The 26,348-nt window shown below is 37.4% G+C and carries 21 protein-coding genes and 6 pseudogenes; 19 read left to right on the forward strand and 8 right to left on the reverse strand.

What is annotated here, in order from left to right; translation table 11 throughout:
• Nucleotides 1-20: 20 nt before the first annotated feature.
• Nucleotides 21-1,169, forward strand: a pseudogene (locus SMA_RS04605) (HTH domain-containing protein); the annotation flags it as partial.
• 32 nt (nt 1,170-1,201) lie between these two features.
• Here the strand turns inward: SMA_RS04605 and SMA_RS10900 are convergent.
• Nucleotides 1,202-2,510 (reverse strand): annotated as a pseudogene (locus SMA_RS10900) (transposase).
• A gap of 303 nt (nt 2,511-2,813) precedes the next feature.
• On the opposite strand from SMA_RS10900, the gene SMA_RS04620 reads away from it, so the two are divergent.
• From SMA_RS04620 to SMA_RS04645, 6 genes are all read left to right on the forward strand, one after another.
• A complete protein-coding gene (locus SMA_RS04620; protein ID WP_014294456.1) occupies nt 2,814-3,662 on the forward strand; it encodes an SAM hydrolase/SAM-dependent halogenase family protein in 849 nt (282 codons plus the stop codon).
• Between the two features lie 27 nt (nt 3,663-3,689).
• A complete protein-coding gene (locus SMA_RS04625; RefSeq protein ID WP_014294457.1) occupies nt 3,690-4,235 on the forward strand; it encodes an ECF-type riboflavin transporter substrate-binding protein in 546 nt (181 codons plus the stop codon).
• 193 nt (nt 4,236-4,428) lie between these two features.
• Nucleotides 4,429-5,412: an oxygen-dependent tRNA uridine(34) hydroxylase TrhO gene (trhO, locus tag SMA_RS04630; protein ID WP_014294458.1), complete on the forward strand. Its 984-nt coding sequence runs from the start codon at nt 4,429-4,431 to the stop codon at nt 5,410-5,412.
• A gap of 144 nt (nt 5,413-5,556) precedes the next feature.
• Nucleotides 5,557-7,227 carry an ABC transporter ATP-binding protein gene (locus SMA_RS04635; protein ID WP_014294459.1) on the forward strand — a complete coding sequence of 557 codons (1,671 nt, stop codon included), beginning with the start codon at nt 5,557-5,559 and terminating at the stop codon, nt 7,225-7,227.
• The gene (locus SMA_RS04640) at nt 7,227-8,060 is read left to right on the forward strand and encodes an energy-coupling factor transporter transmembrane component T family protein (protein ID WP_014294460.1); all 834 of its coding nucleotides are present in this window, start codon (nt 7,227-7,229) and stop codon (nt 8,058-8,060) included. Before SMA_RS04635 ends, SMA_RS04640 begins: the two co-directional genes overlap by 1 nt.
• A 159-nt stretch (nt 8,061-8,219) precedes the next feature.
• A complete protein-coding gene (locus SMA_RS04645) occupies nt 8,220-8,423 on the forward strand; it encodes a cold-shock protein (RefSeq protein ID WP_014294461.1) in 204 nt (67 codons plus the stop codon).
• A gap of 74 nt (nt 8,424-8,497) precedes the next feature.
• Here the strand turns inward: SMA_RS04645 and SMA_RS04650 are convergent, their stop codons facing one another.
• Nucleotides 8,498-9,754, reverse strand: a complete 1,257-nt coding sequence (locus SMA_RS04650; RefSeq protein WP_014294462.1) for an ISL3 family transposase — start codon at nt 9,752-9,754, stop codon at nt 8,498-8,500.
• 539 nt (nt 9,755-10,293) lie between these two features.
• On the opposite strand from SMA_RS04650, the pseudogene SMA_RS11665 reads away from it, so the two are divergent.
• From SMA_RS11665 to SMA_RS04675, 5 genes and pseudogenes are all read left to right on the forward strand, one after another.
• Nucleotides 10,294-10,629, forward strand: a pseudogene (locus SMA_RS11665) (mannitol dehydrogenase family protein); the annotation flags it as partial.
• Nucleotides 10,630-10,817: 188 nt separating this feature from the next.
• Nucleotides 10,818-11,147 carry a zinc ribbon domain-containing protein YjdM gene (locus tag SMA_RS04660; RefSeq protein WP_014294464.1) on the forward strand — a complete coding sequence of 110 codons (330 nt, stop codon included), beginning with the start codon at nt 10,818-10,820 and terminating at the stop codon, nt 11,145-11,147.
• A 185-nt stretch (nt 11,148-11,332) separates the two neighbouring features.
• Nucleotides 11,333-11,974: an amino acid ABC transporter permease gene (locus SMA_RS04665; protein WP_009854101.1), complete on the forward strand. Its 642-nt coding sequence runs from the start codon at nt 11,333-11,335 to the stop codon at nt 11,972-11,974.
• A gap of 11 nt (nt 11,975-11,985) precedes the next feature.
• The gene (locus SMA_RS04670) at nt 11,986-12,615 is read left to right on the forward strand and encodes an amino acid ABC transporter ATP-binding protein (protein ID WP_014294465.1); all 630 of its coding nucleotides are present in this window, start codon (nt 11,986-11,988) and stop codon (nt 12,613-12,615) included.
• A 23-nt stretch (nt 12,616-12,638) separates the two neighbouring features.
• Nucleotides 12,639-13,481, forward strand: a complete 843-nt coding sequence (locus SMA_RS04675; RefSeq protein ID WP_014294466.1) for an amino acid ABC transporter substrate-binding protein — start codon at nt 12,639-12,641, stop codon at nt 13,479-13,481.
• Between the two features lie 69 nt (nt 13,482-13,550).
• Here the strand turns inward: SMA_RS04675 and SMA_RS04680 are convergent, their stop codons facing one another.
• From SMA_RS04680 to SMA_RS04690, 3 genes are all read right to left on the reverse strand, one after another.
• The gene (locus SMA_RS04680) at nt 13,551-14,768 is read right to left on the reverse strand and encodes a cation diffusion facilitator family transporter (protein WP_014294467.1); all 1,218 of its coding nucleotides are present in this window, start codon (nt 14,766-14,768) and stop codon (nt 13,551-13,553) included.
• A 115-nt stretch (nt 14,769-14,883) separates the two neighbouring features.
• The gene (locus SMA_RS04685; protein WP_014294468.1) at nt 14,884-15,837 is read right to left on the reverse strand and encodes an IS30 family transposase; all 954 of its coding nucleotides are present in this window, start codon (nt 15,835-15,837) and stop codon (nt 14,884-14,886) included.
• 189 nt (nt 15,838-16,026) lie between these two features.
• On the reverse strand, nt 16,027-17,355 hold the full coding sequence (locus SMA_RS04690) for an alanine/glycine:cation symporter family protein (protein WP_014294469.1): 1,329 nt from the start codon (nt 17,353-17,355) through the stop codon (nt 16,027-16,029).
• A gap of 450 nt (nt 17,356-17,805) precedes the next feature.
• Here SMA_RS04690 and SMA_RS04695 point away from each other — a divergent pair.
• The 7 genes and pseudogenes from SMA_RS04695 (at nt 17,806) to radC (ending at nt 23,949) form a co-directional block, all read left to right on the forward strand.
• Nucleotides 17,806-19,266: pseudogene (locus SMA_RS04695) on the forward strand (glycoside hydrolase family 1 protein).
• 63 nt (nt 19,267-19,329) lie between these two features.
• Nucleotides 19,330-19,945: pseudogene (locus SMA_RS04700) on the forward strand (histidine phosphatase family protein).
• Nucleotides 19,946-19,947: 2 nt separating this feature from the next.
• Nucleotides 19,948-20,571 (forward strand): histidine phosphatase family protein, encoded by a 624-nt coding sequence (locus SMA_RS04705; protein ID WP_014294472.1) that lies wholly within the window; start codon nt 19,948-19,950, stop codon nt 20,569-20,571.
• Nucleotides 20,564-21,158, forward strand: a pseudogene (locus SMA_RS04710) (histidine phosphatase family protein). Before SMA_RS04705 ends, SMA_RS04710 begins: the two are co-directional and overlap by 8 nt.
• A gap of 99 nt (nt 21,159-21,257) precedes the next feature.
• Nucleotides 21,258-22,376: an AI-2E family transporter gene (locus tag SMA_RS04715; protein WP_014294474.1), complete on the forward strand. Its 1,119-nt coding sequence runs from the start codon at nt 21,258-21,260 to the stop codon at nt 22,374-22,376.
• A 6-nt stretch (nt 22,377-22,382) separates the two neighbouring features.
• The gene (locus tag SMA_RS04720) at nt 22,383-23,222 is read left to right on the forward strand and encodes a glycosyltransferase family 8 protein (RefSeq protein WP_014294475.1); all 840 of its coding nucleotides are present in this window, start codon (nt 22,383-22,385) and stop codon (nt 23,220-23,222) included.
• 46 nt (nt 23,223-23,268) lie between these two features.
• On the forward strand, nt 23,269-23,949 hold the full coding sequence (gene radC / locus SMA_RS04725; RefSeq protein ID WP_014294476.1) for a RadC family protein: 681 nt from the start codon (nt 23,269-23,271) through the stop codon (nt 23,947-23,949).
• A gap of 136 nt (nt 23,950-24,085) precedes the next feature.
• Here the strand turns inward: radC and SMA_RS04730 are convergent, their stop codons facing one another.
• The 3 genes from SMA_RS04730 to SMA_RS04740 form a co-directional block, all read right to left on the reverse strand.
• Nucleotides 24,086-24,733, reverse strand: coding sequence for a redox-sensing transcriptional repressor Rex (locus SMA_RS04730; protein ID WP_014294477.1), 648 nt, complete (start codon nt 24,731-24,733; stop codon nt 24,086-24,088).
• Between the two features lie 145 nt (nt 24,734-24,878).
• A complete protein-coding gene (locus SMA_RS04735) occupies nt 24,879-25,226 on the reverse strand; it encodes a DUF1831 domain-containing protein (protein ID WP_014294478.1) in 348 nt (115 codons plus the stop codon).
• Complete coding sequence (locus SMA_RS04740) at nt 25,216-26,343, reverse strand: cysteine desulfurase family protein (protein ID WP_014294479.1); 1,128 nt, start codon at nt 26,341-26,343, stop codon at nt 25,216-25,218. Before SMA_RS04740 ends, SMA_RS04735 begins: the two co-directional genes overlap by 11 nt.
• Between the last annotated feature and the right edge of the window lie 5 nt (nt 26,344-26,348).

Raw genomic sequence — 26,348 nt, forward strand, 5'->3', positions numbered from 1 at the left:
AAAGTAGTCTTTAGTACATTATGCTATTAACAAAACAAGAAGAACAGTTGTTGAAAGCTTTCTTAGAATTTGGAAAGCTTTCAATTGATAATATTTCAGATATTTTAAAGGTGTCAAAACGTACGGTTTATCGTACAATTGTTGACTTAACAGATAGTCTAGCGACACTAGATGTTGACATTGTCAAAGAAGAGAACAAGTATCAATTATTGGGAAATTTGGAAAATCTTTCTGACTTTACAACGCAAGTTGTCTATACACGCAATGAACGTCTTAATTTGATTACTTATCGGCTTTTGATTAGTGATGAAGAAGTCACAAATGATGATTTACAAGAACAATTTGCGGTTAGCAATGTCACGATTATCCAAGATATTGCAGATATTGAAAAACGCCTAAAAGATTTTGATTTAATCTTAGAGAGAAAAAAAGGCTATTTTTTGAGTAGTCCAACTCACAATAAGTGGAGAGTTTTGGCAATATTGCTAACGAATAATATCAGTCTGCCAAATTTTTAGAAACATGACTACAATCACTTTACCATTGTTACTTCTGAACAATTGAAACAAGCGACTGAAGTTTTTCAACGTTATCAAAAAGAACTTCCTGAATTTGATGCGAAGTTGACTCAATTTTTTATTATTTTACTAGCTTTGACAAATTGGGGGCAAGTTGAGTTGAGGTCAACACCTGTTACGAAAGTATCACTTGAATTCTCGCAGAAAGTTTTTGCTGATTTTTCACACATGAGTGGGCAATTTTATAGCTTAAAAGAAATTCTTTACTATGCTGAGATGGTGGATGAGTTAGCAGTCAAACGTCAAGAAACACCTCTATTTAACGAAAATTTTGACAGTGAATTCTTCTATAATGTCTCAAATCTCATTGATAAAGTTGCTCGTTATACTAAAATCAATTTTGCTAAAGATCAGGTTTTATTTAAATTTCTATTTAACCATATTCGTTTAAATTTAGCTGTTCCGCTGATTTTTGAGGAATCAAATAGTACTTTAATTGCTCACCAGACGCTTCATAGCAACGAGTACCTTCATCGCGTAGTGAGCCTATTAGTTAAAGAAATTTTTCCAGCTTACCTACAAAGTGAGCGAGAGTACGAGTTAATCACTTTGCATTTTGTTTCTAGTTTACATCGTAGCCCAGATATTTGGCTCTTTGTCAACTGTAGTGGGTAGATGAAAAGCTAACACCTAGAGAGGACGAACTTCGCTCTCTCTTTCTTTATGCTCAAAGCAATCAAAATCCGTTTTTTAAAGTTTTCAAAGTTCCTGAAACCAAAGGCATTTCTCTTAATGACTTTGATGAGATTATTGGTAGCTTCCAGTTTGGCGTTGGAATAAGGCAATTCCATGGCGTTTAAAACCTTGTCCTTATCCTTTAAAAATGTCTTAAATACCGTCTGGAAAATAGGATTAACAGTGGCTATTTCCTGTTCGATGAGGTCAAAGAAATGATCTGAGTTTTTCTCTTGGAAATGAAATAAGAGAAGCTGATAGAGTTCATAGTGTTGTCGTAGTTCCTCGGAGAAAGACAGGAGTTTTTCTAGGATTTCCTTGTTAGTCAAATGCAATCGAAACATAGGACGATAAAATCGTTTATCGCTGAGTTTACGGCTATCTTGTTGTATCAATTTCCAGTAACGTTTCAAGGCTCGGTATTCCTGCGATTTTCTGTCGAATTGATTCATAATTTGAATACGGACACGGTTCATAGCACGACTAAGGTGTTGCACGATATGAAAGCGATCGAGTACAATTTTTGCATTGGGGAGTGAAACAGTCTGGGAATAGACTGTTTCAGCCTGAGCTCAGAAATAGAAGAGCGAAGGGGCTAGCCAATTTGTAGTATGGACTAAACATATCCATGGTAATCACTTTGACCCGATTTCTAACCTTTCTAGGATAGCGTAGAAAGTGGTTTCGGATGGTTGCTTGGGTTCTTCCGTCGAGAATGGCGATGACATTTAGGGAGTCGAAATCTTGAGCGATGAAGCTCATTTTCCCCTTCTTGAAGGCATACTCGTCCCAGCTCATCACCTCAGGTAGGATATTCCAATCCGTTTCAAACTTGAACTCATTGAGCTTTCTCATAACTGACGATGTTGAAATTGATAGCCTGTGTGCAATATGTTTCATTGCTTGATTCTCAATGAGTAATTGGGCGATTTTCTGGTTAACAGCGACAGAGATTTGATGATTCTTCTTGACTAGGGAAGTTTCTGTGACAGCTATTTTCCTGCAATTCTGACAGCGGAAACGACGTTTCCTTAACCGAATCAATGTCTTATATCCAGCACATTCTAGATAAGGGATTTTAGATTCTTTCTGGAGGTAATATTTAGCCATCTGACCATGACAGCTGTGGCATTTAGGAGCTGGATAATCCAGTTTAGCGAAGACTTCTTCATGTGTTCCAGCGTCTACATAATCCAAGATAGTGATATTAGGGTCTTTAATTCTGAGAAAATTTGTGATAAGATTTAGTTGTTCCATATGAGTCTTTCTAATGATGGTTTCGTCGCTTTTCATTATAGGTCATATGGGACTTTTTGTATATACTCAAAAAGGCTCCATAATTTCCACAGTGGAGTTACCCACTACAGAAATTATAGAGCCCTTTATTAGAAGGTTGTAGATTGGAACTGACGGTAGGCAGTATTCTTTGTGAATTTGAGAAAAATTGATAGAATTAGGTATTTGATATAAAGATAGACTATAACAGGTCTTTAAAAATATCTATTTGAACGGTTATGGGTTTTCTGTTATGATAGAACGGTAGTAATATAAGGAGGAAGAATGTCAAATAACTTACTTGTTTTACAATCAGATTTTGGATTAGTTGATGGTGCGGTATCAGCTATGATTGGTGTAGCACTTCAAGAATCAAGAGATCTTGTTGTTCACAATCTGACGCACTATATTACCCCCTACAATATTTTTGAGGGCTCATATCGTCTCTTCCAGACAGTGGAATACTGGCCGGAGGGAACAACTTTTGTTTCGGTTGTTGATCCAGGTGTGGGCTCCAAGAGAAAAAGCGTTGTTGCCCTAACTAATAAAAATCAGTATATTGTCACACCAGATAATGGAACCCTATCTTTTATTAAGAAACATGTTGGGATAAAAGCTGTTAGGGAAATCTCAGAAGTCGCTAATCGTCGTGCGAATACCGAGCATTCTTATACGTTCCATGGACGAGATGTTTATGCTTATACGGGTGCGAAATTAGCGTCAGGGCATATTAGTTTTGAAGAAGTTGGACCAGAACTTAGTGTGGAACATATTGTCGAGATCCCAACTGTAGAAACAGAAGTCGGCTCTGATTTTGTCAAAGGTGCTATTGATATTCTTGATGTTAGATTTGGATCTCTTTGGACATCAGTCACTCGTGAAGAGTTTTATACTCTTTTACCAGAATTTGGAGATCGCTTCGAGGTAACGATTTACAATAATGATATGCTTGTCTACCAGAATCAGGTAACATATGGAAAATCATTTGCGGATGTGCGCATAGGTCAACCCTTGCTCTATATCAACTCACTTTATCGTGTTGGACTTGCAATTAATCAAGGATCGTTCGCCAAAGCTTATAATGTAGGTGTCGGTCAGAACTGGCATATTGAAATTAGACGTCTTGTCAATTGATTACTTTATTTTACAAGGAGACTTATAATGAAAAATAATTCGATTAAAACTGTTGTTGCAACTGGTATTGGTGCTGCTCTTTTTGTTGTAATTGGCTTGGTAATCAATATTCCAACCTTTGTACCAAATACGAGCATCCAGCTTCAATATGCTGTTCAGGCTCTTCTATCCATTCTTTTTGGTCCTGTTGTTGGATTCTTTGTTGGATTTATTGGTCATGCTCTTAAAGACTCTATTCAGTACGGTCCATGGTGGTCTTGGATTTTAGCTTCAGGTATATTTGGGCTTGTTGTGGGTGTAGCAAAAAGTCGTCTTCGTATCCAAGAAGGAATTTTTGAAGGCAAAGACATCCTTGTGTTCAATGTCTTCCAGATTGTGGCAAACATTGTTTCTTGGGGTATCATTGCTCCAGTACTAGACATCGTTATTTATAGCGAACCTGCTAATAAAGTTTTTGTACAAGGTTTAGTTGCGGGCATTGCAAATAGTGTTACTGTTGCTATTGCAGGTACGATTTTATTGATTGTGTATGCGAGAACACAAGTAAAATCTGGTAGCCTATCAAAAGACTAATAAAATAGGATGAGCTGTTACAAAACAGTTCATTTTTTCGTTGTGAAATATCAATATAGTTTTTTGTTGTATCAAAACAGGTTTCAGTTCAGATTTTTGTAATATTGACTGGTACACGATATAATCTTAGAGAGTCATTTATTAGAAATGACAGAGTTTTATCATCTATTGCAAAGATTGAGAAGGAGAAATTATGTCAAAAGACATTCGTGTATTACTTTATTATAAATATGTCCCAATTGAAAATGCGGAAGCCTATGCTGCTGAGCATCTGGCTTTCTGTAAGTCTATCGGACTCAAAGGACGTATCTTGATTGCCGATGAGGGAATCAACGGTGCTGTTTCTGGTGATTATGAAACAACACAAAAATACATGGACTACGTTCATGCAAACCCATTGTTCAGCGATTTGTGGTTTAAGATTGACGAAGAAAATGAGCAAGCTTTCAAGAAAATGTTTGTTCGTTATAAAAAAGAAATTGTTCACCTTGGTTTGGAAGACAACGGCTTTGACAACGATATAGATCCACTTGTAACAACAGGTGCCTACTTGTCACCAAAAGAGTTCAAAGAAGCTCTCTTGGATGAAGATACAGTTGTTTTGGATACGCGTAATGACTACGAGTACGACCTTGGGCATTTCCGTGGTGCGATCCGCCCAGACATCCGCAACTTCCGTGAATTGCCACAATGGGTCCGTGATAACAAAGAGAAATTCATGGATAAGCGCGTAGTTGTATACTGTACTGGTGGTGTTCGCTGTGAGAAATTCTCGGGCTGGATGGTTCGTGAAGGGTACAAGAATGTCGGTCAGCTTCACGGTGGTATCGCAACTTATGGTAAAGACCCAGAAGTTCGTGGCGAATTGTGGGATGGTAAGATGTACGTCTTTGACGAGCGTATCGCGGTCGATGTTAACCATGTTAACCCAGTTGTCGCTGGTAAGGACTGGTTCGATGGCACACCATGTGAGCGCTATGTTAACTGTGGCAATCCATTCTGTAACCGTCGTATTTTGACATCGGAAGAGAATGAACACAAGTATGTTCGTGGCTGTTCAGCTGAATGTCGTGCTCATGAGCGTAACCGCTACATTGTTGAAAATGGTTTGACACGACAGGAATGGGCAGAACGATTGGAAGCAATCGGGGAGAGTTTGGCGCCTGTAAATGCTTAAAAAATAAATTGCATTGAGAAATCAGTGCAATTTTTATTATAAATGACATTTCTGATTGAGAAATATTGACAGAACATCTTCACAAAGGTGGAATCTAGTGATTCTTCCTTTTTTTTTAAAGCCAATTTACGTTATAATGGTTCTATGAAAAAAATCATTGAATTTAAAGATTTTACATTTAAATATCAGGAACAGCAGGAGCCAACTTTAAAGGATATTCGACTATCCATTTATCAAGGGGAGAAAGTCTTAATCATTGGACCTTCTGGCTCCGGAAAGTCAACGTTAGGGCAGTGTCTCAATGGCATTATTCCCAACATTTATAAGGGAGAACACAGTGGGAGCCTGATTTTGGATGGTCAGGAGGCTTTTGATTTATCAGTTTATGATAAATCTTTACTAGTATCAACAGTACTTCAAGATACAGATGGACAGTTTGTTGGTTTGTCGGTTGCAGAAGATCTTGCCTTTGCCCTAGAAAATGATATGGAAAGTCAACAGATCATGCATCAAAAAATAGGGGAGTGGGCAGAAAAATTGTCACTTACAGACTTATTGGCCCATCGGCCACAAGATTTATCTGGAGGTCAAAAGCAATGTGTCAGTTTAGCTGGAGTGTTAATAGATGAGAGCCCTATTTTATTGTTTGATGAACCACTTGCTAATTTGGATCCTAAATCAGGTCAGGATACGATTGATTTGATTGACCGACTGCATCGACAAGAAGGCACCACAACGATTATTATTGAACATCGTTTAGAAGATGTCTTGTACTGTCATGTGGATCGGGTGGTATTGATAAATGATGGTCAAATTTTATTTAACGGAAACCCAGATCAATTATTGAAGACTTCCTTGTTACAAGAAAATGGGATACGTGAACCTCTCTATATTTCTACTCTTCGAGCGTTGGGTTATCCAATTGAAGACGCAGAGCATCTTGCTTCAGTATGGGAGGTTGATGTAGCATCCTTGACTGTTGGTCAACTACCAGCTTTGCATTTTGAAAGTGAGTCAGAGGAAGTATTATTAGAAACAAACCATCTACATTTTTCCTATCCAGAGAAGCAGGTGTTAAAAGATATTAACCTTACCATTCATAAGGGTGAGCGGTTGGCAATTGTCGGAAAGAATGGTGCTGGCAAATCTACCTTAGCCAAGGCACTCTGTGGCTTTATTCGGCCAGAGGGAGAACTTCTTTGGAAAGGTCGATCTATTCAGGATGATTCTATTAAAGAGCGTGCGGAGCGTATTGGATATGTTCTTCAAAATCCTAACCAGATGATAAGTCAAAATATGATTTTTGATGAGGTGGCACTTGGCCTCCGTTTGCGAGGAGTAGATGAGGAAGTAGTTGAACAGCGCGTTCTCAATATATTAGAAGTTTGTGGCTTATACCCTTTCCGTAAATGGCCTATATCGGCACTTTCCTATGGTCAGAAAAAAAGGGTGACGATTGCTTCTATCTTGGTTCTCAATCCGGAAATCATTCTACTGGATGAGCCGACAGCCGGGCAGGATCAGCGACATTATCGAGAAATGATGGATTTTTTGGATCAATTAAATGCTAAAGGGCATACCATTGTCATGATTACCCATGATATGCAACTCATGCTGGATTATTCAGATAGAGCAGTTGTAGTGGTGGATGGGCAGATTATTGAAGATGCTAGTCCGGCAGAAATATTATCAGATGTTGCTGTGATAGAACAGGCCAGTTTGAAAGAAACCTCTATATTCCATTTGGCAGAACGTCTTAGAGTGAATCCTTTAGAGTTGACGATGTGTTATATGCAAGAAGAGAGGAGGAACTGATGAATCGCCAGTCATTAATTGGTTATCGTAATGGACAAGGTTTTATCTACAGTCTTTCAGCAGTCAGTAAATTATTGTTCTTTCTAGCTTTTTCCGTCGTTGCGATGGTTACCTACGATACTCGTCTTATTTTATGCATTGCCGTGTTTTCCGTCAGCCTGTTTAAATTATCGGGCATTCGTTATCGGGATGTTTCCTTTGTTCTCTTGTTTACAACAGTATTTGCCTTGCTGAACGCATTGATGGTGTATCTATTTGCCCCAACTTATGGTGTGACTTTATATGGAGCAGAGACCGTTTTGTGGTCGGGGATTGGGACTTATTCTATTACGAGCCAACAACTATTTTATCTGCTCAATTTGTTATTGAAATATTTTTGTACTGTTCCTGTTGCCTTGATTTTTTTAATGACCACTCATCCCAGTCAGTTTGCATCAAGTTTGAATAAAATTGGGGTTTCATATAAAGTCGCTTATGCAGTAAATCTGACTATGCGGTATATTCCAGATATCCAAGAAGAATTTTATACGATTCGGATGTCACAAGAGGCACGGGGTCTAGAGTTGTCTAAAAAAGGGAGATTAGTGGGTCGGATAAAAGGGAATTTATCACTTGTAATCCCATTGATTTTCAGTTCTTTGGAACGAATTGATACCATATCAACTGCGATGGAATTACGGCGCTTTGGAAAAAATAAAAAGAGAACCTGGTACACCTACCAGCCTCTGAAACAAATGGATTACATCGTCTTAATTATCATTTTCTTCCTCATAGGCATTACCATTACCCTCTTTATTGCAAATCAGGGGAGATTTTATAATCCGTGGAAGTGAAATGATGAAGTTTATCAAATAATCAACTTTTATTGTTGACAAATGATGATTATCCTGTTAAAATAGACAATGTAAATAAGTTTAGAGTTTAAGTATCAGTTTCATCTTTTGTTTTTCCTCTTGATTCGTTTTACAAATAAATAAAAAGAGGTAACAAAAATGGTACAAGGTACAGTCAAATGGTTTAATGCAGAAAAAGGATTTGGTTTTATTTCACAAGAAAGTGGACCAGATGTATTTGCACACTTTTCTGAAATTCAGTCTAATGGTTTCAAATCTTTGGAAGATGGTCAAAAAGTGAATTTTGAAGTGGAGCAAGGCCAACGTGGTCTTCAAGCAACCAATATTACAAAAGTTGGATAATAAAAGAGCGGGTTTCTTAGTAAAACTCGCTTTTCTTATGGGCTCTTTGTCAACTGTAGTGGGTTGATGAAAAGTCATAACCTGGAGAGGACTAAGTTGGTTCTCTCCATTTTTATATTCAAAGCGATGAGAATTCTTAATTTAAAGTTTTCAAAGTTGCGAAAACCAAAGGCATTGCGTTTAATGACTTTGATGAGGTTGTTGGTAGCTTCCAGTTTGGCGTTAGAATAAGGTAAATCCATGGCGTTTACAACCTTGTCTTTATCCTTTAGAAATGTCTTCAATACCGTCTGGAAAATAGGATTAACGATGGCTATTTCCTGTTCGATGAGGTCAAAGAAATGGTCTGAGTTCTTCTCTTGGAAATGAAATAAGAGAAGCTGATAGAGTTCATAGTGTTGTCGTAGCTCCTCGGAGAAAGACAGGAGTTTTTCGAGTATTTCCTTGTTAGTCAAATGCATTCGAAACATAGGGCGATAAAATCGTTTATCGCTGAGTTTACGGCTATCTTGTTGTATCAATTTCCAGTAACGTTTCAAGGCTCGGTATTCCTGCGATTTTCTGTCGAATTGATTCATAATTTGAATACGGACACGGTTCATAGCACGACTAAGGTGTTGGACGATATGAAAGCGATCGAGGACGATTTTAGCGTTTGGGAATAGCTTTTTAGCGATATCGTAGTAGGGGCTAAACATGTCCATAGTGATGACTTTGACGCGGTTTCTAACCTGTCTGGAATAGCGGAGGAAGTGATTACGAATGGTTGCTTGAGTCCGTCCATCTAGAATAGCTAAGATAGTAAGCGAGTCAAAATCCTGAGCGATGAAGCTCATTTTTCCCTTCTTGAAGCTATATTCATCCCAGCTCATATTGGTTGGAAGACAGTTCAGGTCTGTCTTGAACAGAAATTCTTTTAGTTTACGAATGACCGTAGAGGTGGATACTGCTAAGCTTTCCGCAATGGTTGTCATAGATAGCTTCTCAATCAGTTTTTGGGCAATTTTGTGGTTGACAATAGCTGGTATTTGATGATTCTTCTTGACAAGAGGAGTTTCAGCTACCGCCATTTTTCCGCAATCTTTACACTTGAAACGACGCTTTCGAAGACGGATAAGCAAAGGGTAGCCAGCAGTTTCTAGGTAGGGGATTTTAGAAGTTTTCTGGTAGTCGTACTTAGCCATTTGTCCCTTGCATTTTGGGCATTTAGGGGCTGTGTAGTCCAAGTGACCGTGGAGTTCTAAGTGAGTCCCCATATTATATTCATCAGTGATAGTGATATTTTTGTCTTTAATTCTGAGAAAATTTGTGATAAGATTTAGTTGTTCCATATGAACCCTTTCTAATATGAGTTTAGTCGCTTTTCATTATAGGTCATATGGGACTTTTTTTCTACACTAAAAAAGGCTCCATAATCTCTACAGTGGATTTACCCACTACAGAAATTATAGAGCCAGATATTTTCCCTATTTCGCTGTTGTTGTTAACTGATGAACGCCCATTAGCTACGGAATTGTTAGTGACAAGGATGAAGACCATTGCGCCTTTTGTTGAAACAATTCAAGTCAAAGCAAGTTCTCAGTATGATGCTAAGGACAAGGAATACTACGACAGCGTTTTATCAACCAAGGTTTTACACAATGATGACATCAAGATGATTTCAATTTATCCAGATGCAAAAGAATTATTACCGTTACAAGAATACCTTCAAAATGTGCAGGTACATCGAGAAGTGAGAGTTCGTGAACAAATCATTCGGACACCGCAGTATGATTTTCAAAAATATTTGCTTGCCAGTCAAATGCTTCTCAGTCGTTTTGCCTATCAGAATATCGATAATCCAAAATTATTTGTCGAAACTGTGCCGACATTGATTGATTATCATGAAATTATTATCAGTCGGTTTGAAAATCCTTTTATCGTTGATGATGTTAATAGAATAGACAGAACACCAATTCTCAAACTTGGTTATGATGAAGGCTTTATTCGTCCAATTCGTGAATTAAAAGAACGTCAGTTATCTTATCAAAATCTCCTTAAGACAATTGCTTTTGTTTTTAATTACAACGATTCAAACGATGAACAAAGTGTTCAATTGCAAGAATTTTTGGCGACAAAACCATTACCAGAAGTGGTTGCTGATGTGACAGGTTTAACAGACCAAGACTTGATTTCAGAGATTGTTGATAGCACCGAAAATCTATAACGACGATTTTAGAGGATAAATTTTTGTTTGGAGGCATTTTGCCTCCTTTTTATATCGATTTCTAACCTCGCAAAGTCGGTTACTGTTGAATAATCTCTTGTCCAATAGCGATTTCTAGGGTAAAATGGGTTATGTAACTTTTTGAAATCGAAAATAAAAGTTATAGCTATTTTTGATAAGGAGAAATGATGTCTTTACCAAATTGTCCACAATGTAACTCTGAGTATGTTTACGAAGATGGTTTATTACTAGTTTGCCCAGAGTGCGCTTATGAATGGAATCCAAGCGATTCAGTTGAAGAAGGTTTGGTTGTTCTTGATAGCAACGGTACACGTCTTGCTGACGGAGATAGTGTTACTATCGTGAAAAATCTAAAAGTAAAAGGTGCACCAAAAGACCTTAAACAAGGAACTCGTGTGAAAAACATTCGTCTTGTTGAAGGTGACCACAACATTGATTGTAAAATTGATGGTTTTGGCGCAATGAAATTAAAATCAGAGTTTGTTAAAAAATTGTAATGATTGAAAGCTAGGCGAGATGTCTAGTTTTTTAGTTTGATGACGATTTTTGGAAAAATTTTTAAGCAGAAACTAGTCAGCAAATGTCTGTTATTTTTATACTTTTTATGTAAAAATATTCTCAGATATATTCAAACCGTCTGAAATTTTGGTATAATAGAAGCAAATTCTATTTAGGAGATCACATGTCATATATTTTACAAGTTCTGCCAAGCTTGTTAGATGGCGCTAAGGTAACTTTGCAGGTTTTCTGTATTGTTATTGTTTTGTCAATACCGTTTGGTGCTGTCTTGGCTTTTTTGATGCAGATTAAATTCAAACCATTACAATGGTTGTTGACGTTATATGTTTGGATTATGCGTGGAACACCATTGCTATTACAATTAATTTTCTTCTACTACGTGTTGCCGAGTGTTGGTGTTGTAATGGATCGCTTGCCAGCAGCTATTTTAGCGTTCACGTTGAATTACGCAGCTTATTTTGCAGAAATTTTCCGCGGAGGTATTGCAGCCATTCCTAAAGGGCAATACGAAGCAGCTAAGGTTTTAAAACTAAATCAACTTCAAACGATTCATTATATTATCTTACCGCAAGTGTTCAAGATTGTTTTACCAAGTGTTTTCAATGAAATTATTAATCTTGTTAAAGATTCATCATTGGTTTACGTTCTTGGTGTGGGTGATTTGTTGCTTGCAAGTAAAACTGCAGCCAATCGTGACGCCACATTAGCACCGATGTTTGTTGCTGGAGCAATTTACCTATTAATGATTGGTGTGGTGACACTGATTTCAAAACAAACTGAGAAAAAATTTAATTACTATAAATAAGAGGTGACCAGATGTTAGAATTAAAAAATATTTCCAAACAATTTGGTCAAAAGAAGATTTTTGATCATTTTAATTTGACGATTGAAGATGGCAAAATTTTATCTCTCGTTGGTCCTTCAGGTGGCGGAAAGACAACCTTGCTACGTATGCTTGCAGGACTTGAAAAAATTGATTCTGGGGAAATCATTTACAATGGCGAAGTTGTTCCTATAGACCATTTAGAGACGCTTAATTTACTTGGTTTTGTTTTCCAAGATTTTCAACTTTTCCCTCATTTATCTGTTTTAGATAATTTGACCTTATCACCTGTAAAAACAATGGGCATGACAAAAGAATCCGCTAAAGAAAAAGCGGTTACCTTGCTTCAGCGCCTTGGTCTTGGTGAACACGCTGACGCTTATCCGTATTCGTTGTCAGGTGGTCAAAAACAACGTGTGGCTTTGGCGCGTGCTATGATGATTGATCCACAAATTATTGGTTATGATGAGCCAACATCAGCACTTGACCCAGAATTACGTCAAGAAGTTGAAAAGTTGATTTTACAAAATCGCGAAGCTGGCATGACTCAAATCGTTGTTACCCACGATTTACAGTTTGCAGAAAGCATTTCAGATCATATTTTAAAAATTAATCCAAAATAAAGAAAGTCTTACTAGGTGAGTTTATGAAATTCAAAAAAGTTCTTGTGGGCGCTTTGGCGCTTGTATCAACACTAACTTTGGCAGCTTGTAGTTCTTCATCATCTAAAAAAGCTACTAGCGCTGACCAATGGGACACTTACGTTAAAAATGGTGAAATTATTATCGGCTTTGACAATACATTTGTTCCTATGGGGTACGAGGATGAGGACGGAAGCAATGTCGGTTTTGATATTGATTTGGCAAATGCCGTCTTTAAAGAATATGGTATTACCGTCAAATGGCAATCAATTAACTGGGATATGAAAGAAACCGAGTTGAATAACGGAACCATTGATTTGATTTGGAACGGTTATTCAATCACAGATGAGCGTGCAGAAAAAGTCCTCTTCACAAAACCATACATGGTTAACGAGCAAGTCTTGGTAACTAAAAAATCATCAGGCATTACAAGCTTTGCTGATATGAAAGATAAAGTGCTTGGTGCACAGTCAGGGTCATCTGGTTACGATGCGTTCACATCAAATCCAGAAGTGTTGAAGGACATTGTTTCTGGTGGCGATGCAACACAATACGAAACTTTCACACAAGCACTTATCGATTTGAAAAATGACCGTATTGACGGTTTGTTGATTGATAAAGTTTATGCTAATTACTACCTTGAACAAGAAGGCGAACTTGATAACTACAATATCATTTCAAGTGAATTTGACGGTGAAGACTTTGCCGTTGGTGCTCGTAAAGCCGATAAAACACTTGTTAAGAAAATCAATCAAGCTTTTAAGAAATTGTATCAAGATGGTACATTCCAAGAAATTTCAAACAAATGGTTTGGTGAAGATGTCGCAACAGACGACGTTAAAAACTAAACGAAAATAGTAAAACTCTGAGGTTAGCCTCAGAGTTTTTGTTTATTATGATTTTGATAGATTTCTTGTTTAGTCTTTTGCTTCAATATTAGAGTTATCGCTAATTGGGGTAATCTGGTGGAAAATAAGATGCCATTCTTCTTTACGACGCCAAATGCTAGTGTGTGATTTATGACCAAGAGTGTAAGTGATGAGTTTTGTTTTTTGGCTGATTGATGTCATTTGAAAATTATCAAAATTGCTCATGTAATGTTTTTTACGGGAAATCATTTCCTCTTTTGAATAAGTTTTTCCGTCATCATCAATAAGTGTAAAATTATCAGCTAGTAGGTCTTCGTAGTCTGGAATTTTAGAAAGAATGATTTTTTCGTCTCTATAAAGTTTTTTATAAACATTTTCCCAAATTTCATCTTCGGGAATAGCAGCAGGTTCAACGTGAACGTCGGTATCGTACACCGAAAATTCCTGACTGAGCAATGTTTCAATCTGTTCGGTAATCTCATGACTTTCATAAACAGAAAGGTCTGGATTCATTTCGACGACAATATCAAGGTAAATATTGCTTCCATATGAACGCCCACGTTGAGATTTAACAGCAGTTACTTTAGGAATTTTTAAAATGGTTTCCTTGTATTTTTTAAGCTCTTTTTCATCAAATCCATCTGATAAGCTAAAGGCGCTTTCCATAAAAATGTCATAAGCTGTTTTCAAGATAAAATAGGTAATGATAATAGCAGCAAGTCTATCAATGATAACAAGATTGAAAGAAGCGGCAACAATAGCAACAGACGTACCAATAGAAGTGACCGCATCAGAATAATTATCCTTTGCCGCAGCAACCAGAGCACTTGATTTCACTTTTTGCGATAGACGTTTATTGTGAACATAAACACCATACATAATAATGGCTGAAATAACACCGACGATAGCTCCCTCTGGGTCAATGGCTGTGCGGCTTCCAGAAATAATTTTCTGAATTGTTTGAGACAGCACTTGGAAACCAACGATAAACATGATAAAGGATGTAATCAAACTCGCTAAATCTTCAATTTTCCAATGCCCAAAACGGTGTTCGGCATCCGCTGGCTTACTGGCTAAATGAAGCCCGATTAGCAGAGCGACATTTCCCAAAATATCAGACAAGTTGTTAAAACCATCGGCAATAAGTGATGATGAATTAAGCGTGTAACCTGCAATTAGCTTGGCGGCTGAAATCGTAAGATAGGCAATGATGCTTACTATTGGACCACGCTTAGCTAACCGAAGATTCTCAGCTGGTGTTGGCATAAGCAATAACTCCTTTGAAAACGATAGTTATATCATAAAATCAATAATCGTTAAAATAAATATTACTCTCTATTATACCATTAGTTTAAGCTTGGCGCTAAATTTCAAGTCCAAGTTAGCCAGTTTGTAAAAACTCTTTAGGAGATTTGTAATCTAGAATTTTCTTTGGATAGTTATTAATCCAATTTTCAATGACTGCGACTTGTTGTGGAGTCGCATTTTTTCTTCCTTTCGGTAACCAACGACGAATCAGCCTGTTATGGTTCTCATTGCTTCCTGTTTCCCAAGAAGAATAGGGATGAGCATAATAAATATGTTTAGGGTCAAAGACATCCGCTAAGCGACTGAATTCTGTCCCGTTATCTGCTGTGATAGAGTTAATCTGATAGTTTTTTAGAATAGCTTTCAAGGCCTGATTAACTAAAGTAGACGACTTGTCAGGAATAAGCCGAATGATTTGATAGCGACTCTTCCTGTCAGTCAGAGTCAATAAGCACTCGTTTTTAGCCCGTGTTTGAATAACAGTATCAATCTCAAAATCCCCTAGCTTCTTACGATTATTAATACTCTCTGGTCGCTCCTCAATAGACTTTCCAGCAAGTTCAAAATTGGGGCTGACTTGTTTTTTCTTAGGGGGCGCCTTACGAGGATAAAGCATATCTGCTCTGGTTAGGCCTAGTTGTCCATGATGAATCCAATAATAAATGGTTGAGATAGAGACATTAATACCCTTTGTTTTGACTATCATTTCAGGAGAGTATTTCTGTTTGATGTAGTGGACAATATTTTCTCTGAGCTCTTTAGTTAGAGAAAACCGCTTCACAGAACGTTTACGATTATTATCATAAGTATCTTGTGCAAAGTCAGCTGAGTAACTCACTTCAAATTTTCCTTTACGAACTGGTTGTCTGACTTGACCACGCTTGACTTCGTTGTGAATGGTTTGAGAAGCTTTGGCTAATCTTCTAGCGATTTCAAGATGTGAGAGTCCTTCATGAAGCCAACGTTCTATATTTCTACGGTCAGCTAGTGTTAAATGTTTCCCTTTTGGTGTATAATAGTTTTGCATCTCGGAGGCTTTCTAATTGTTGTTGTGGTGATTACAATTATATCTCTCTGAGATGTTTTTTGATACGCTCAAGTGGCTAGCTTCATTTTAGAACTTTCAGTTTAAGCTTATCACAAAGAAAATATGATAAAATCAACCCTTTAGCGACGATAGCAAATTAAAAATCTGGAATTCATTCCAGATTTTTAATCAATGATTATCAAAATAATGTTTTGTTTCTTTAATAATAATTGGTGAAAGTGCTAGTAAGGCAATCAAGTTTGGAATTGCCATAAGCCCGTTAACAATATCTGCGATAACCCAAATTATTTCTAGACTGATGTAGCCACCCAAAGCAACCATAGCAATAAAGACAATACGATAAACCGGGATAGCTTTAACACCAAATAAGAACTCAAAACAACGTTCCCCATAGTAGCACCAACCAAGAATCGTTGTGAAGGCAAATAAGATCAAGCTAATAGTTAAGGTATAAACACCGAAGTTTCCAAAGACAGATGAAAATGCTGATTGCGTGAGCGTTGCCCCATTCAAATTGCTTGACCAGTCACCAGTAACGATAATAGAAAGACCTGTTAAAGTACAAATAATAATGGTATCAATAAATGTTCCTGTCATAGAGACAAGCCCTTGTTCAACAGGCTCTTCCGTTTTAGCAGCAGCGGCGGCAATAGGTGCAGAACCAAGTCCAGATTCATTAGAGAAGATACCACGTGCAATCCCTGCTTGAACAGCTGTGACAACTGTTGCACCAGCAAAACCACCCGTAGCGGCTTTTCCAGTAAATGCTGAATGTAAAACTAATCCTAAACCTGGAATAATATAGTCAAAATGGAAGGCTAGGATTGTAAGGGTTGCTAAGATGTAAATAATTGCCATGAAAGGAACAATTTTTTCAGCTACCTTAGAGATAGATTGAATACCACCAAAGATGATAATACTAACTAGCACAGCTAAAACAAGACTGATTACTTTAGGTGACCAACCAACGGTATTGTTAAGAGAATCTGTAATAGAATTAACTTGTGTAAATGTCCCAGAACCAAAAAGTGCCACCATAACACCAAAGATAGAAAAAGCAATAGCGAGTGGTTTCCAATGTTTGCCCATTCCGTTTACGATGTAGTGCATTGGTCCGCCTGCGATGTCTCCGTTGGCATCTCTGGTACGGTATTTAATGGCAAGAACACCTTCGGCATATTTGGTTGCCATACCGAAGAAAGCAGCCATCCACATCCAAAATAACGCACCAGGTCCACCTAACTTAATGGCAGTTGCGACTCCTACGATATTCCCAGTTCCGATGGTTGCTGCGAGAGCTGTTGCAAGAGCCGCAAAGCTTGAAATGTCTCCTTGACCTTTAGCCTCAGCTGAAAAGATGAGTTTCAAGGCTTTTGGAAGTCGGAAAACCTGCAACAGACCTAAACGAGTAGAAAGGTAAATCCCCGTTCCGACAAGAAGAACAAGGAGTGGCGGTCCCCAGACAAGGCTGTCCAAAGACGATAGAAAATCATACATAAGTAAAAACTCCTAATAATCATAGCACTTAAATCACTGGTTAAAAGATAAAACTAATTTTTTAACTATTAACCACTAAATGAGTACTAGTCTTTATCTATTTTTCGTATTTTCAGAAAAAATAGAATAATTTCAACTTATTTATTATATAGAGAGAAATGCCGTTTGTCAAATTGTCATCTGAAAAGTCTATATCAATAAAGGATAGAAAAGGCTTGGTTAAGGGATTTTACAAATCTTTATCAGAACATAATCATCAAAAAGTTGAACAAATGAAAAAGACTTCCTATTTACCCAATAAATTCAGTTATCATAGGCTAAAAGTACATTTTTTTAGTGAATTATCGCAATAATAGTGGTATAGTATCATATTTCATGAACATAGTAATAGAAAACGCCTATATTTCTGGTTATAATACAAGAGTAAATCAATGTATGAGGTGACTATATATGACAAAACAATTTCCAGAAGGATTTTTGTGGGGCGGTGCAACAGCTGCCAATCAATTTGAAGGCGCTTGGAATGTTGACAGACGTGGTCCAGCGACATCGGATACAGCGCGTGCCGTTGCTCCAGAAGAACGCAAATCAATGGGAAGTGAATTTAATTCACCAATGACTCGTGCTAAATTGGATGCAGCTTTGAATGATAAAGAAGGGCTTTATCCAAAAACGTTGGGGCTCTGATTTTTATCATCGTTATAAAGAAGATATTGCCCTTTATGCCGAAATGGGCTTCAAGACTTTTCGTCTTTCTATTGCATGGTCACGTATTTTTCCAAATGGTGATGATGCGATACCGAATGAAGCTGGGTTAGCTTTTTATGATATGGTTTTTGATGAGCTTAATAAATACGGCATCGAGCCACTGGTTACTTTATCTCACTATGAATTTCCAATCCACTTGGTAACAGAATACGGTGGCTGGAAAAATCGTAAAGTGATTGATTTTTTTGTTCGTTATGCTGAAACTGTCTTTAATCGTTACAATAAGGTCAAATATTGGTTGACATTTAATGAAATCAATATTATTGGTATGACTGGTTACTTACCAGGTGGGCTCTTGTTTGATGATGGCAAATTAGACCTACAAGATATGTATCAAGCAGCTCATAATCAGTTTATAGCATCAAGTTTGGCAACAAGAATCGGTCACGAGATTAATCCTGATTTCAAGATTGGGTGTATGTTAGCGCGTATGCAAGCCTATCCTGCGACCTGCAATCCAGAAGACGTCATGGAAGAAATCAAAAAAACCATGAAAATCTATTCTTCTCTGATGTTCAAGTTCGCGGAAAATACCCAGCATATTCCAAACGTTTCTTTAAAGAAAATAATATCGAATTAGAAATCGTAGACGGTGACCTTGAAATTCTTGAAAAATATCCTGTTGACTTCATGTCATTCTCATATTATATGAGTTCAATTGCTCGTAAGCAAAAAACTGGTGACCAGATAGCAGGAAATCTTATCCTAAGTGAACCAAATCCATATCTTGAAGCTTCTGACTGGGGTTGGCAAATTGACCCTGTAGGACTCCGCATTACGCTTAACAATCTTTATGACCGTTACCAAGTACCACTTATGGTTGTTGAAAATGGTCTAGGTGCTCTTGATACAGTAGAAGAAGACGGTTCGATTCACGACCAATACCGTATTGATTATCTCCAATCACACGTCAAACAAATGTATGAAGCCATTGAGGACGGTGTTGATTTGATGGGATACACTTGGTGGGGTTGTACAGACCTTGTTTCAGCGTCAACTTCTGAAATGTCAAAACGCTATGGTTTTGTTTACGTTGATGCTGACGGCCAAGGAAACGGTAGCTTTGACCGCTCACGTAAAGATTCATTTTTCTTTTATAAAGATTTGATTGCAACACGTGGTGCTAATATTTTAAACGATTAATGATAATAAACTCAGTTGGGCTTTTTCAGCTGAGTTTATTTGCTAGGAAGGAAAATGATATAAATGGCAACAAAATTGTATTTGATGCGCCATGGCGAGACTTTATTTAATACACAAGGGCGGGTGCTGGGAGCTTGCGATTCGCCTCTAACAGTTTTAGGTATTCAGCAAGCTCTTCTTGCCAAAGATTATTTTAATGAAAATAGCATTTGGTTTGATAGTGTTTATTCTTCAACGTAAGAACGAGCGACAGATACTGCTAAATTAGCATCTGGTCAATCACAAATCACCCAATTAAAAGGCATCAAAGAGATGAACCTTGGTGAGTTTGAAGCTCAGCCTGAATTTTTTTTTGCCTAAATTTAGAACAAGTGCTAATTCGTTTGAAGATTTGTTGGTGCCTTTTGGTGGCGAAGACATTGTAACTGTTGGTAAGTGGGCTTTGGACAGTATTCTTGAAGTGCTGGCAAACGATGATCATGCTGATAATATTTTAATGGTTAGCCATGGATCAACGATGTGGGGTATTTGTCTGCAGCTCGGTATTCAATTTCCAGAGGAAGTTGGCTTTTCAAATTGTGCTATTTGTGAGTTCCAATATTATCAAGAACAGTTAGAGTTGCAAAAACTGATTTTACCAACCAAGGCATTTAAGACATATTCATTTGAAAGGGATTAAAAATGGTTAAAACTTTTTATGTAATGCGACATGGTCAAACGCGCTTTAATCTTCAAGGACGTATCCAAGGAGCTTGTGATTCTCCCTTGACTGAACTGGGAATTGAGCAAGCAAAGTCTGCTAGACAACATTTTAAAGAAGAGGGCATTACGTTTACACGTGTCTATTCTTCGACGCAGGAACGTGCTTGTGATACTGCTGAATTAGCAACGGAGCGCACGAATTATATTCGTTTGAAAGGACTAAAAGAAATGGATTTTGGTTCTTACGAAGCACACCAAGAATACCTCAACCCGCCATTACACCGTGAAGATGGTTTAGGTTACCGTGATTATTTTATGGATTATGGTGGTGAATCCAATGTTCAAGTTTATGAACGAATAGCTAAAACCATTCGTGAGGTTTTAGAGCAAAGTAGTGATGAAGACCAGCTCTTATTTGTCAGTCATGGTGCGGCCATAACCCAGTTTTACCGCCATGCTACGCTGAATCCGCTAGTTCCTAAGAAACGTCTGGCAAACTGTGCCATTTTCAAAATGACTTATGACGGTAAGGATATTATGGTGCAATCAATCTATAATCCAATAGAAAAAGAGTATATTTTTGAAAGGAAAGAGAATGAGTAAGACACTCTACTTAATGCGTCATGGAGAAACCTTGTTTAATCAACTTGGGTTAATTCAAGGCTGGTGTGATTCTCCCTTGACGACAAATGGCAAGCAGAAAGCTCAAGCAGCGCGTAATTATTTTCATACTCATCACATTACTTTTGATGAGCTTTATTGTTCGACAACAGAACGTTGTTCTGATACTTTAGAAATTGTGAGCGGACGTGCAGATTATACACGGCTCAAAGGTTTGAAAGAATTTAATTTTGGTCGAATGGAAGGAAAGCCAGAGTATTTACACCCGAATCGTGAACCCAATCAAAAGGGGCATGGTGATTTCTACCTAAAATATGACGGTGAAAGTGAAACGCAGGTAAGAGAACGGGTTAGTGATACTGTTTTTCGTCTAGTGTCGCAATCAGACGATGACGCAACGATTTTAGCAGTTAGCCATTCAGGTGCAATTATGAGCTTTTTTAGTGCTTTAAAATTAGAAAATCACCCTGAATTGCATTTTTCATTACAGTATCACGGATGACACTTATGATTTAATTAGAATCATTGACCCCATTAGTGGGCAAATTTATGATAAATGGTATTGTTAGCGAGGAATAGCAAAAAGCAGGTTAAAAGAAGTAGATATTTCGTTTTTTCGATAAATTTTGATATGATATAATGAAAGCAACTGAAAATTAGGAGCTGTTATGAAATTCGAGAAAAAACAAGTCTATTATGTTGTACTTGCCTTTGTCCTTTGTTATGCTATCCAAGCTTATTGGAGTAATGGTGCATCAATTGTCGGAACGATTTATAAGGCAAGCTTCCCCTTTTTAATTGGTGCTGGAATTGCCTATATTGTCAACATTGTCATGAGCTTATATGAGATGCTCTACACGCGCGTTATTAAAAATAGAATACTCTTGAAAGCCAAACGTGCGATTTCGATGATTTTGGCATACTTGACCTTTATTTTATTGATTAGCTGGCTTTTTTCGATTGTCCTGCCTGATTTGATTTCAAGTATCAATTCTTTGCTGAAGATTGATACGACCGGCGTTGCTAATTTTATTAAAGAAGTTAGTGATAATAAGGCTATCAAAGAATTACTTGATTATTTTGGAAATTCATCTGATATTAACTCAACCTTTTCAAAGTATAGTCAGCAAATTTTAAACCAAGTGCTGTCCGTTTTAACAGGGGTTTTGACGTCGGTTAGTACGATTGCTTCAACTGTTTTAAATGTCTTTGTTAGCTTGGTCTTTTCAATTTATGTTTTGGCAAGCAAAGAACAATTGGGGCGTCAGTTTAATCTTTTGATTGATACCTATCTTGGCAAATACGCCGAAAAAGTTCACTATGTCCTAGATATTTTGCACCAACGTTTTCACGGTTTCTTTGTTGGTCAAACGCTAGAAGCGATGATTTTGGGGAGCTTGACAGCAGCAGGAATGTTTCTGTTTAGTTTCCCCTATGCGGCAACAATAGGTATTTTGGTTGCATTTACGGCATTAATTCCTGTTATTGGTGCTTATATCGGAGCGACCATTGGTTTTATCTTAATTGCTACACAATCTGTTTCACAAGCGTTTCTCTTTTTAGCTTACTTGATTGTTTTACAACAATTTGAAGGGAATGTCATTTATCCGCGTGTCGTTGGTGGTTCAATTGGATTATCAGGTATGTGGGTCTTAATGGCAATCACAATCGGTGGTGCTTTATGGGGTATCCTTGGAATGTTAGTAGCTGTACCTTTGGCAGCAAGTCTTTATCAAATCATTAAAGACAACGTTGCTAAGCGCCAACAAGCAAACTTAGATAACTGAGGTAATATGGATACAATCAATTTACTCTTTTCAATCGATGATGGCTATGTTTCGCAATTTATGGTCACGCTATATTCGATTTATCAAAATAGTAGCAATCATAACCTAGCAGTTTATGTTTTACAAAAGCAATTGTTAAAAAAGAATGATGACATTTCGGAATTCTGTCAAAAACTAGGTGTCCGTTATACGCCTGTTGTGATTGGTGAGGAAGTATTTGAAGATGCTCCGACGACAAATCGTTACCCTGAGACCATTTATTATCGCCTTTTGGCTCATGAATATTTGCCAAAGGAATTGGACAAGATTTTATACGTTGATGCGGATATTTTGTGTTTGAATGATGTTGTTCCCTTATATAAGCTGAATTTAGGGGATAAACTATATGCCGCTGCTAGCCATACGTCAGATGGCAATATTTCAGAACTCGTTAATAAACTGCGTTTACGGAATTTTGAGGCAGAAGGGTATTTTAATTCTGGTGTCCTTTTGATGAACTTGGATGCCATTCGCCAGTCGGTGCACCGACAAGACATTTTAGATTATATTGAGCAAAATAATTATCTCTTGTTGTTGCCAGACCAAGACATCTTGAATGCCTTATATGGTCATCAAACCTTGCAAATTCCTGACCAGATTTATAATTACGATGTGCGATATAATGTTCTTTATTATAGTAGAAGTTCTGGCAAATGGAATTTAAATTGGGTTATTGAACATACGGTTTTCTTGCATTTTTGCGGACGAAATAAGCCATGGAAAAAAGATTACCGCGGACGTTACAGTGCTCTTTATAAACACTATCAGCACCGCGCATTACTTTTAAAAAATAAGAAAAATCATTAAAAAAGTATCTCGACTTACGAATAAATAAGTGGAGGTACTTTTTATTATGTATGCAATTGAAATGAAAGCAGATGCTATGTTGCCACGAGAACGCTTGAGAGATTTGGGGGCAGAGCACCTTAGCAATCAGGAACTATTATCTATTTTATTACGAACAGGAACAAAAACAACCCCAGTTTTGGAAGTTGCCAATCAAATCTTGAAAAATTTAGATAGCTTAGCTGATTTTCCACACCTATCCCTGCAAGAATTGCAACAAATCAATGGTATTGGCTATGTTAAATCAATTGAAATCAAAGCAATGATTGAACTAGCAAAGCGCATTAGCAAGGCTGAATATATCCAAAAAGAACGCATTATGAGCAGCGAACGCCTAGCACGTAAAATGATGTTAGAATTGAGCGACCAAAAACAAGAGCACTTGGTAGCTATTTATCTGGATACGCAAAATCGAATTATTGAACAACGAACGATTTTTATCGGTTCTGTTCGCCGTTCGATTGCTGAACCACGTGAAATTCTCTATTATGCATGCAAAAACATGGCAACATCAGTTATTATTGTCCATAATCATCCGTCGGGCTCCCCAGAGCCAAGCGAGAACGACCTGCAATTTACCCAAAAAATGAAACGCGCTTGTGAAGATATTGGTATTATTTGTCTTGACCATATCGTCATTGGAAAATACCAATATTACAGCTTCCGAGAAGAAACAGATGTTTTGTAATGTCGTTCACTTTGAATTGCTAATGAGAAAGCAGCAGAAGAAAGTCATTCATAAAATATAAATGGTAAGCAACAAAAAGATACTTTCACTTAGTGGAAAGTATCAAGAATGTTGTTTTTGAAGCTAACTTGATAGCCTATTTATTTTGATTGGATTGATTCATGAAATATAGTAAGGTTTGCAACTCACTTGTTAAATCAACGTATTGAACGATGATACCTTTTGGAACATTGAGGTGAACAGGAGAGAAGCTCAAAATACCATGAATACCAGCATCAACCAAGACATCCGTAACTTCTTGAGCTTTTGAACTTGGAACAGTTAAAATAGCTGTTTCAATGCCAGCTTCTTGCGCATGTTTTTTTAGTGATGAGATACCATAGATTGGAATGCCATCTGATGTTTCATGTCCCACCATCTCATTATCGTCAGTATCAAAAGCCATAGCAATTTGCATTTTATTACGATCGTGGAAACGATAGTGAAGCAAAGCTCGTCCAATATTTCCGCAACCAACAAGAAGAACATTTGTCGTTGAATGGTCATTTAAAATATCAGCAAAGAAATTCATCAATTTTTTGACATCATAGCCGAATCCTCGACGTCCTAGTTCGCCGAAATATGAAAAATCTCGACGTACGGTTGCAGAATCGATTCCCATAGCATCTGCAATTTGTTTAGAACTCACTTTTTCGACATTATCTGTATTAAATCGCTTGAAAATACGATAATAAAGTGAGAGTCGTTTAGCTGTTGCTTTAGGAATAGATTTCTCAGTAATCACAATACCATCTCCCTTTTAATTGTTAACACTATTGTATCAAAAAGTTTGTGAAAATAGAAACAAATTTAACGAAATAAGCTAAAAAAACGACTTAAACTAACAAAAAATGTTAGATATTAAGTCGTTTTTAGCGCTTAAAAGGTTATTAAATACGTTTTTTTGTGAAAATATCACGTTCCACAAGACTATCCATTAAGAAATAAAATTTTTCTTGAAGGATTTTATTGTCCTCAGATTTGAAGATATTGACAAAACGCAGACCAGATTTATCAGTAATGCTGAGTTTAAAACCTGTCAAATCTTTGTTAATCGTAATTTTCAATGGAAAACCATCACCAGAATTAGGCACTTTTTCCAACAAGCGTGTTAATTCGTAGTTTCCGATACGATTTTGTGAAAATGTGGTATCACGAAGCGTGTATTTTTTGATGTTATCGCTAATAGCATAGCTATAGAGACAATTTTCTAAAGTAATTTCTTTTTCAAATGCCATCTGATTTTCCTAGAATTTCTATTAATTTTTTAGCGAGTTGTTGGACTTCGCTGATTGTATTAAGCTCTGAAAAGCTAATGCGAATAGATTCTGTTAAACGTGGAGAATCGTCACCATAAATGCTAGACAAAACATGACTTGGATCGACTGTTCCAGCAGTACAAGCAGAACCTGTTGAAACGGCAAAACCTGCTAAATCAAGTTGCGCTAAAAGAATGCCGTTGTTTTGATTTGGAAAACCGATGTTAAGAACGTGAGGCATTTTATGTTGGCTCCCATTGATATAATAATCCAAACTAGAAATGCCATCAAGGAACGCTTGACGAAGTTCTTGAACGTGTTGATAATTTTCATCTTTATGAGCAACGGCGTCAGACAAAGCTTGTGTCAAACCAGTAATACCAATCATATTTTCCGTACTAGCACGGCGTTTCTCTTCTTGCTCGCCACCATGAAGCAAGTTATCAAAATGCTGTGGTGTTGAGTAGAGAATACCGACACCTTTTGGTCCATGGAATTTATGAGCAGAAGCTGAAAGAAAATCAGCTTTGATTTCTTCAGGAAAGACATCAATTTTTCCGACGGCTTGAACGGCATCGACATGGAATGCGGCTTTATGGTCTTGAAGAAGTTCTCCAATTTCTTTAACAGGAAGAAGATCACCAGTTTCGTTATTGGCAAACATGATGCTGACCAAAATAGTATCATCACGTAAAGCATCCGCAACTTGTTGCGCAGAAATATGACCATTTTCAGGCTTTAGATAGGTCACTTCAAAACCAAAGCGTTTTTCCAAGTATGCCATGGTGTGAAGCACGGAATGATGCTCGATAGCAGTAGTGATGAGGTGTTTTCCTTTAGCTTGATTAGCAAGGGCGTAACCTTTGATAGCAGTATTGTTGCTTTCGGTTGCACCAGATGTAAAGATAATGCGGCGTGGGTCAGTCTTTAAGGCTGAGGCAATCATTTGGCGGTTCGAGCGTAGGCGCTGGTTGGCTTGACGTCCAATGCCATGAATACTTGAGGGGTTACCAAAATCATTGACCATGATTTCTGTCATTGCGTCAATAACAGAAGGTGTGAGAGGGGTAGTAGCAGCATTATCGAGATATATCATATATT

Source organism: Streptococcus macedonicus ACA-DC 198, from assembly GCA_000283635.1.
GTDB lineage: Bacteria > Bacillota > Bacilli > Lactobacillales > Streptococcaceae > Streptococcus > Streptococcus macedonicus.

Excerpts from the sequence above, each read along its gene's own strand:
- SMA_RS04620 (WP_014294456.1), top strand. The coding sequence starts at position 2,814 with ATGTCAAATAACTTACTTGTTTTACAATCAGATTTTGGATTAGTTGAT.
- SMA_RS04625 (WP_014294457.1), top strand. The coding sequence starts at position 3,690 with ATGAAAAATAATTCGATTAAAACTGTTGTTGCAACTGGTATTGGTGCT.
- trhO (WP_014294458.1), top strand. The coding sequence starts at position 4,429 with ATGTCAAAAGACATTCGTGTATTACTTTATTATAAATATGTCCCAATT.
- SMA_RS04635 (WP_014294459.1), top strand. The coding sequence starts at position 5,557 with ATGAAAAAAATCATTGAATTTAAAGATTTTACATTTAAATATCAGGAA.
- SMA_RS04640 (WP_014294460.1), top strand. The coding sequence starts at position 7,227 with ATGAATCGCCAGTCATTAATTGGTTATCGTAATGGACAAGGTTTTATC.
- SMA_RS04645 (WP_014294461.1), top strand. The coding sequence starts at position 8,220 with ATGGTACAAGGTACAGTCAAATGGTTTAATGCAGAAAAAGGATTTGGT.
- SMA_RS04650 (WP_014294462.1), bottom strand. The coding sequence starts at position 9,754 with ATGGAACAACTAAATCTTATCACAAATTTTCTCAGAATTAAAGACAAA.
- SMA_RS04660 (WP_014294464.1), top strand. The coding sequence starts at position 10,818 with ATGTCTTTACCAAATTGTCCACAATGTAACTCTGAGTATGTTTACGAA.
- SMA_RS04665 (WP_009854101.1), top strand. The coding sequence starts at position 11,333 with ATGTCATATATTTTACAAGTTCTGCCAAGCTTGTTAGATGGCGCTAAG.
- SMA_RS04670 (WP_014294465.1), top strand. The coding sequence starts at position 11,986 with ATGTTAGAATTAAAAAATATTTCCAAACAATTTGGTCAAAAGAAGATT.
- SMA_RS04675 (WP_014294466.1), top strand. The coding sequence starts at position 12,639 with ATGAAATTCAAAAAAGTTCTTGTGGGCGCTTTGGCGCTTGTATCAACA.
- SMA_RS04680 (WP_014294467.1), bottom strand. The coding sequence starts at position 14,768 with ATGCCAACACCAGCTGAGAATCTTCGGTTAGCTAAGCGTGGTCCAATA.
- SMA_RS04685 (WP_014294468.1), bottom strand. The coding sequence starts at position 15,837 with ATGCAAAACTATTATACACCAAAAGGGAAACATTTAACACTAGCTGAC.
- SMA_RS04690 (WP_014294469.1), bottom strand. The coding sequence starts at position 17,355 with ATGTATGATTTTCTATCGTCTTTGGACAGCCTTGTCTGGGGACCGCCA.
- SMA_RS04705 (WP_014294472.1), top strand. The coding sequence starts at position 19,948 with ATGGTTAAAACTTTTTATGTAATGCGACATGGTCAAACGCGCTTTAAT.
- SMA_RS04715 (WP_014294474.1), top strand. The coding sequence starts at position 21,258 with ATGAAATTCGAGAAAAAACAAGTCTATTATGTTGTACTTGCCTTTGTC.
- SMA_RS04720 (WP_014294475.1), top strand. The coding sequence starts at position 22,383 with ATGGATACAATCAATTTACTCTTTTCAATCGATGATGGCTATGTTTCG.
- radC (WP_014294476.1), top strand. The coding sequence starts at position 23,269 with ATGTATGCAATTGAAATGAAAGCAGATGCTATGTTGCCACGAGAACGC.
- SMA_RS04735 (WP_014294478.1), bottom strand. The coding sequence starts at position 25,226 with ATGGCATTTGAAAAAGAAATTACTTTAGAAAATTGTCTCTATAGCTAT.
- SMA_RS04740 (WP_014294479.1), bottom strand. The coding sequence starts at position 26,343 with ATGATATATCTCGATAATGCTGCTACTACCCCTCTCACACCTTCTGTT.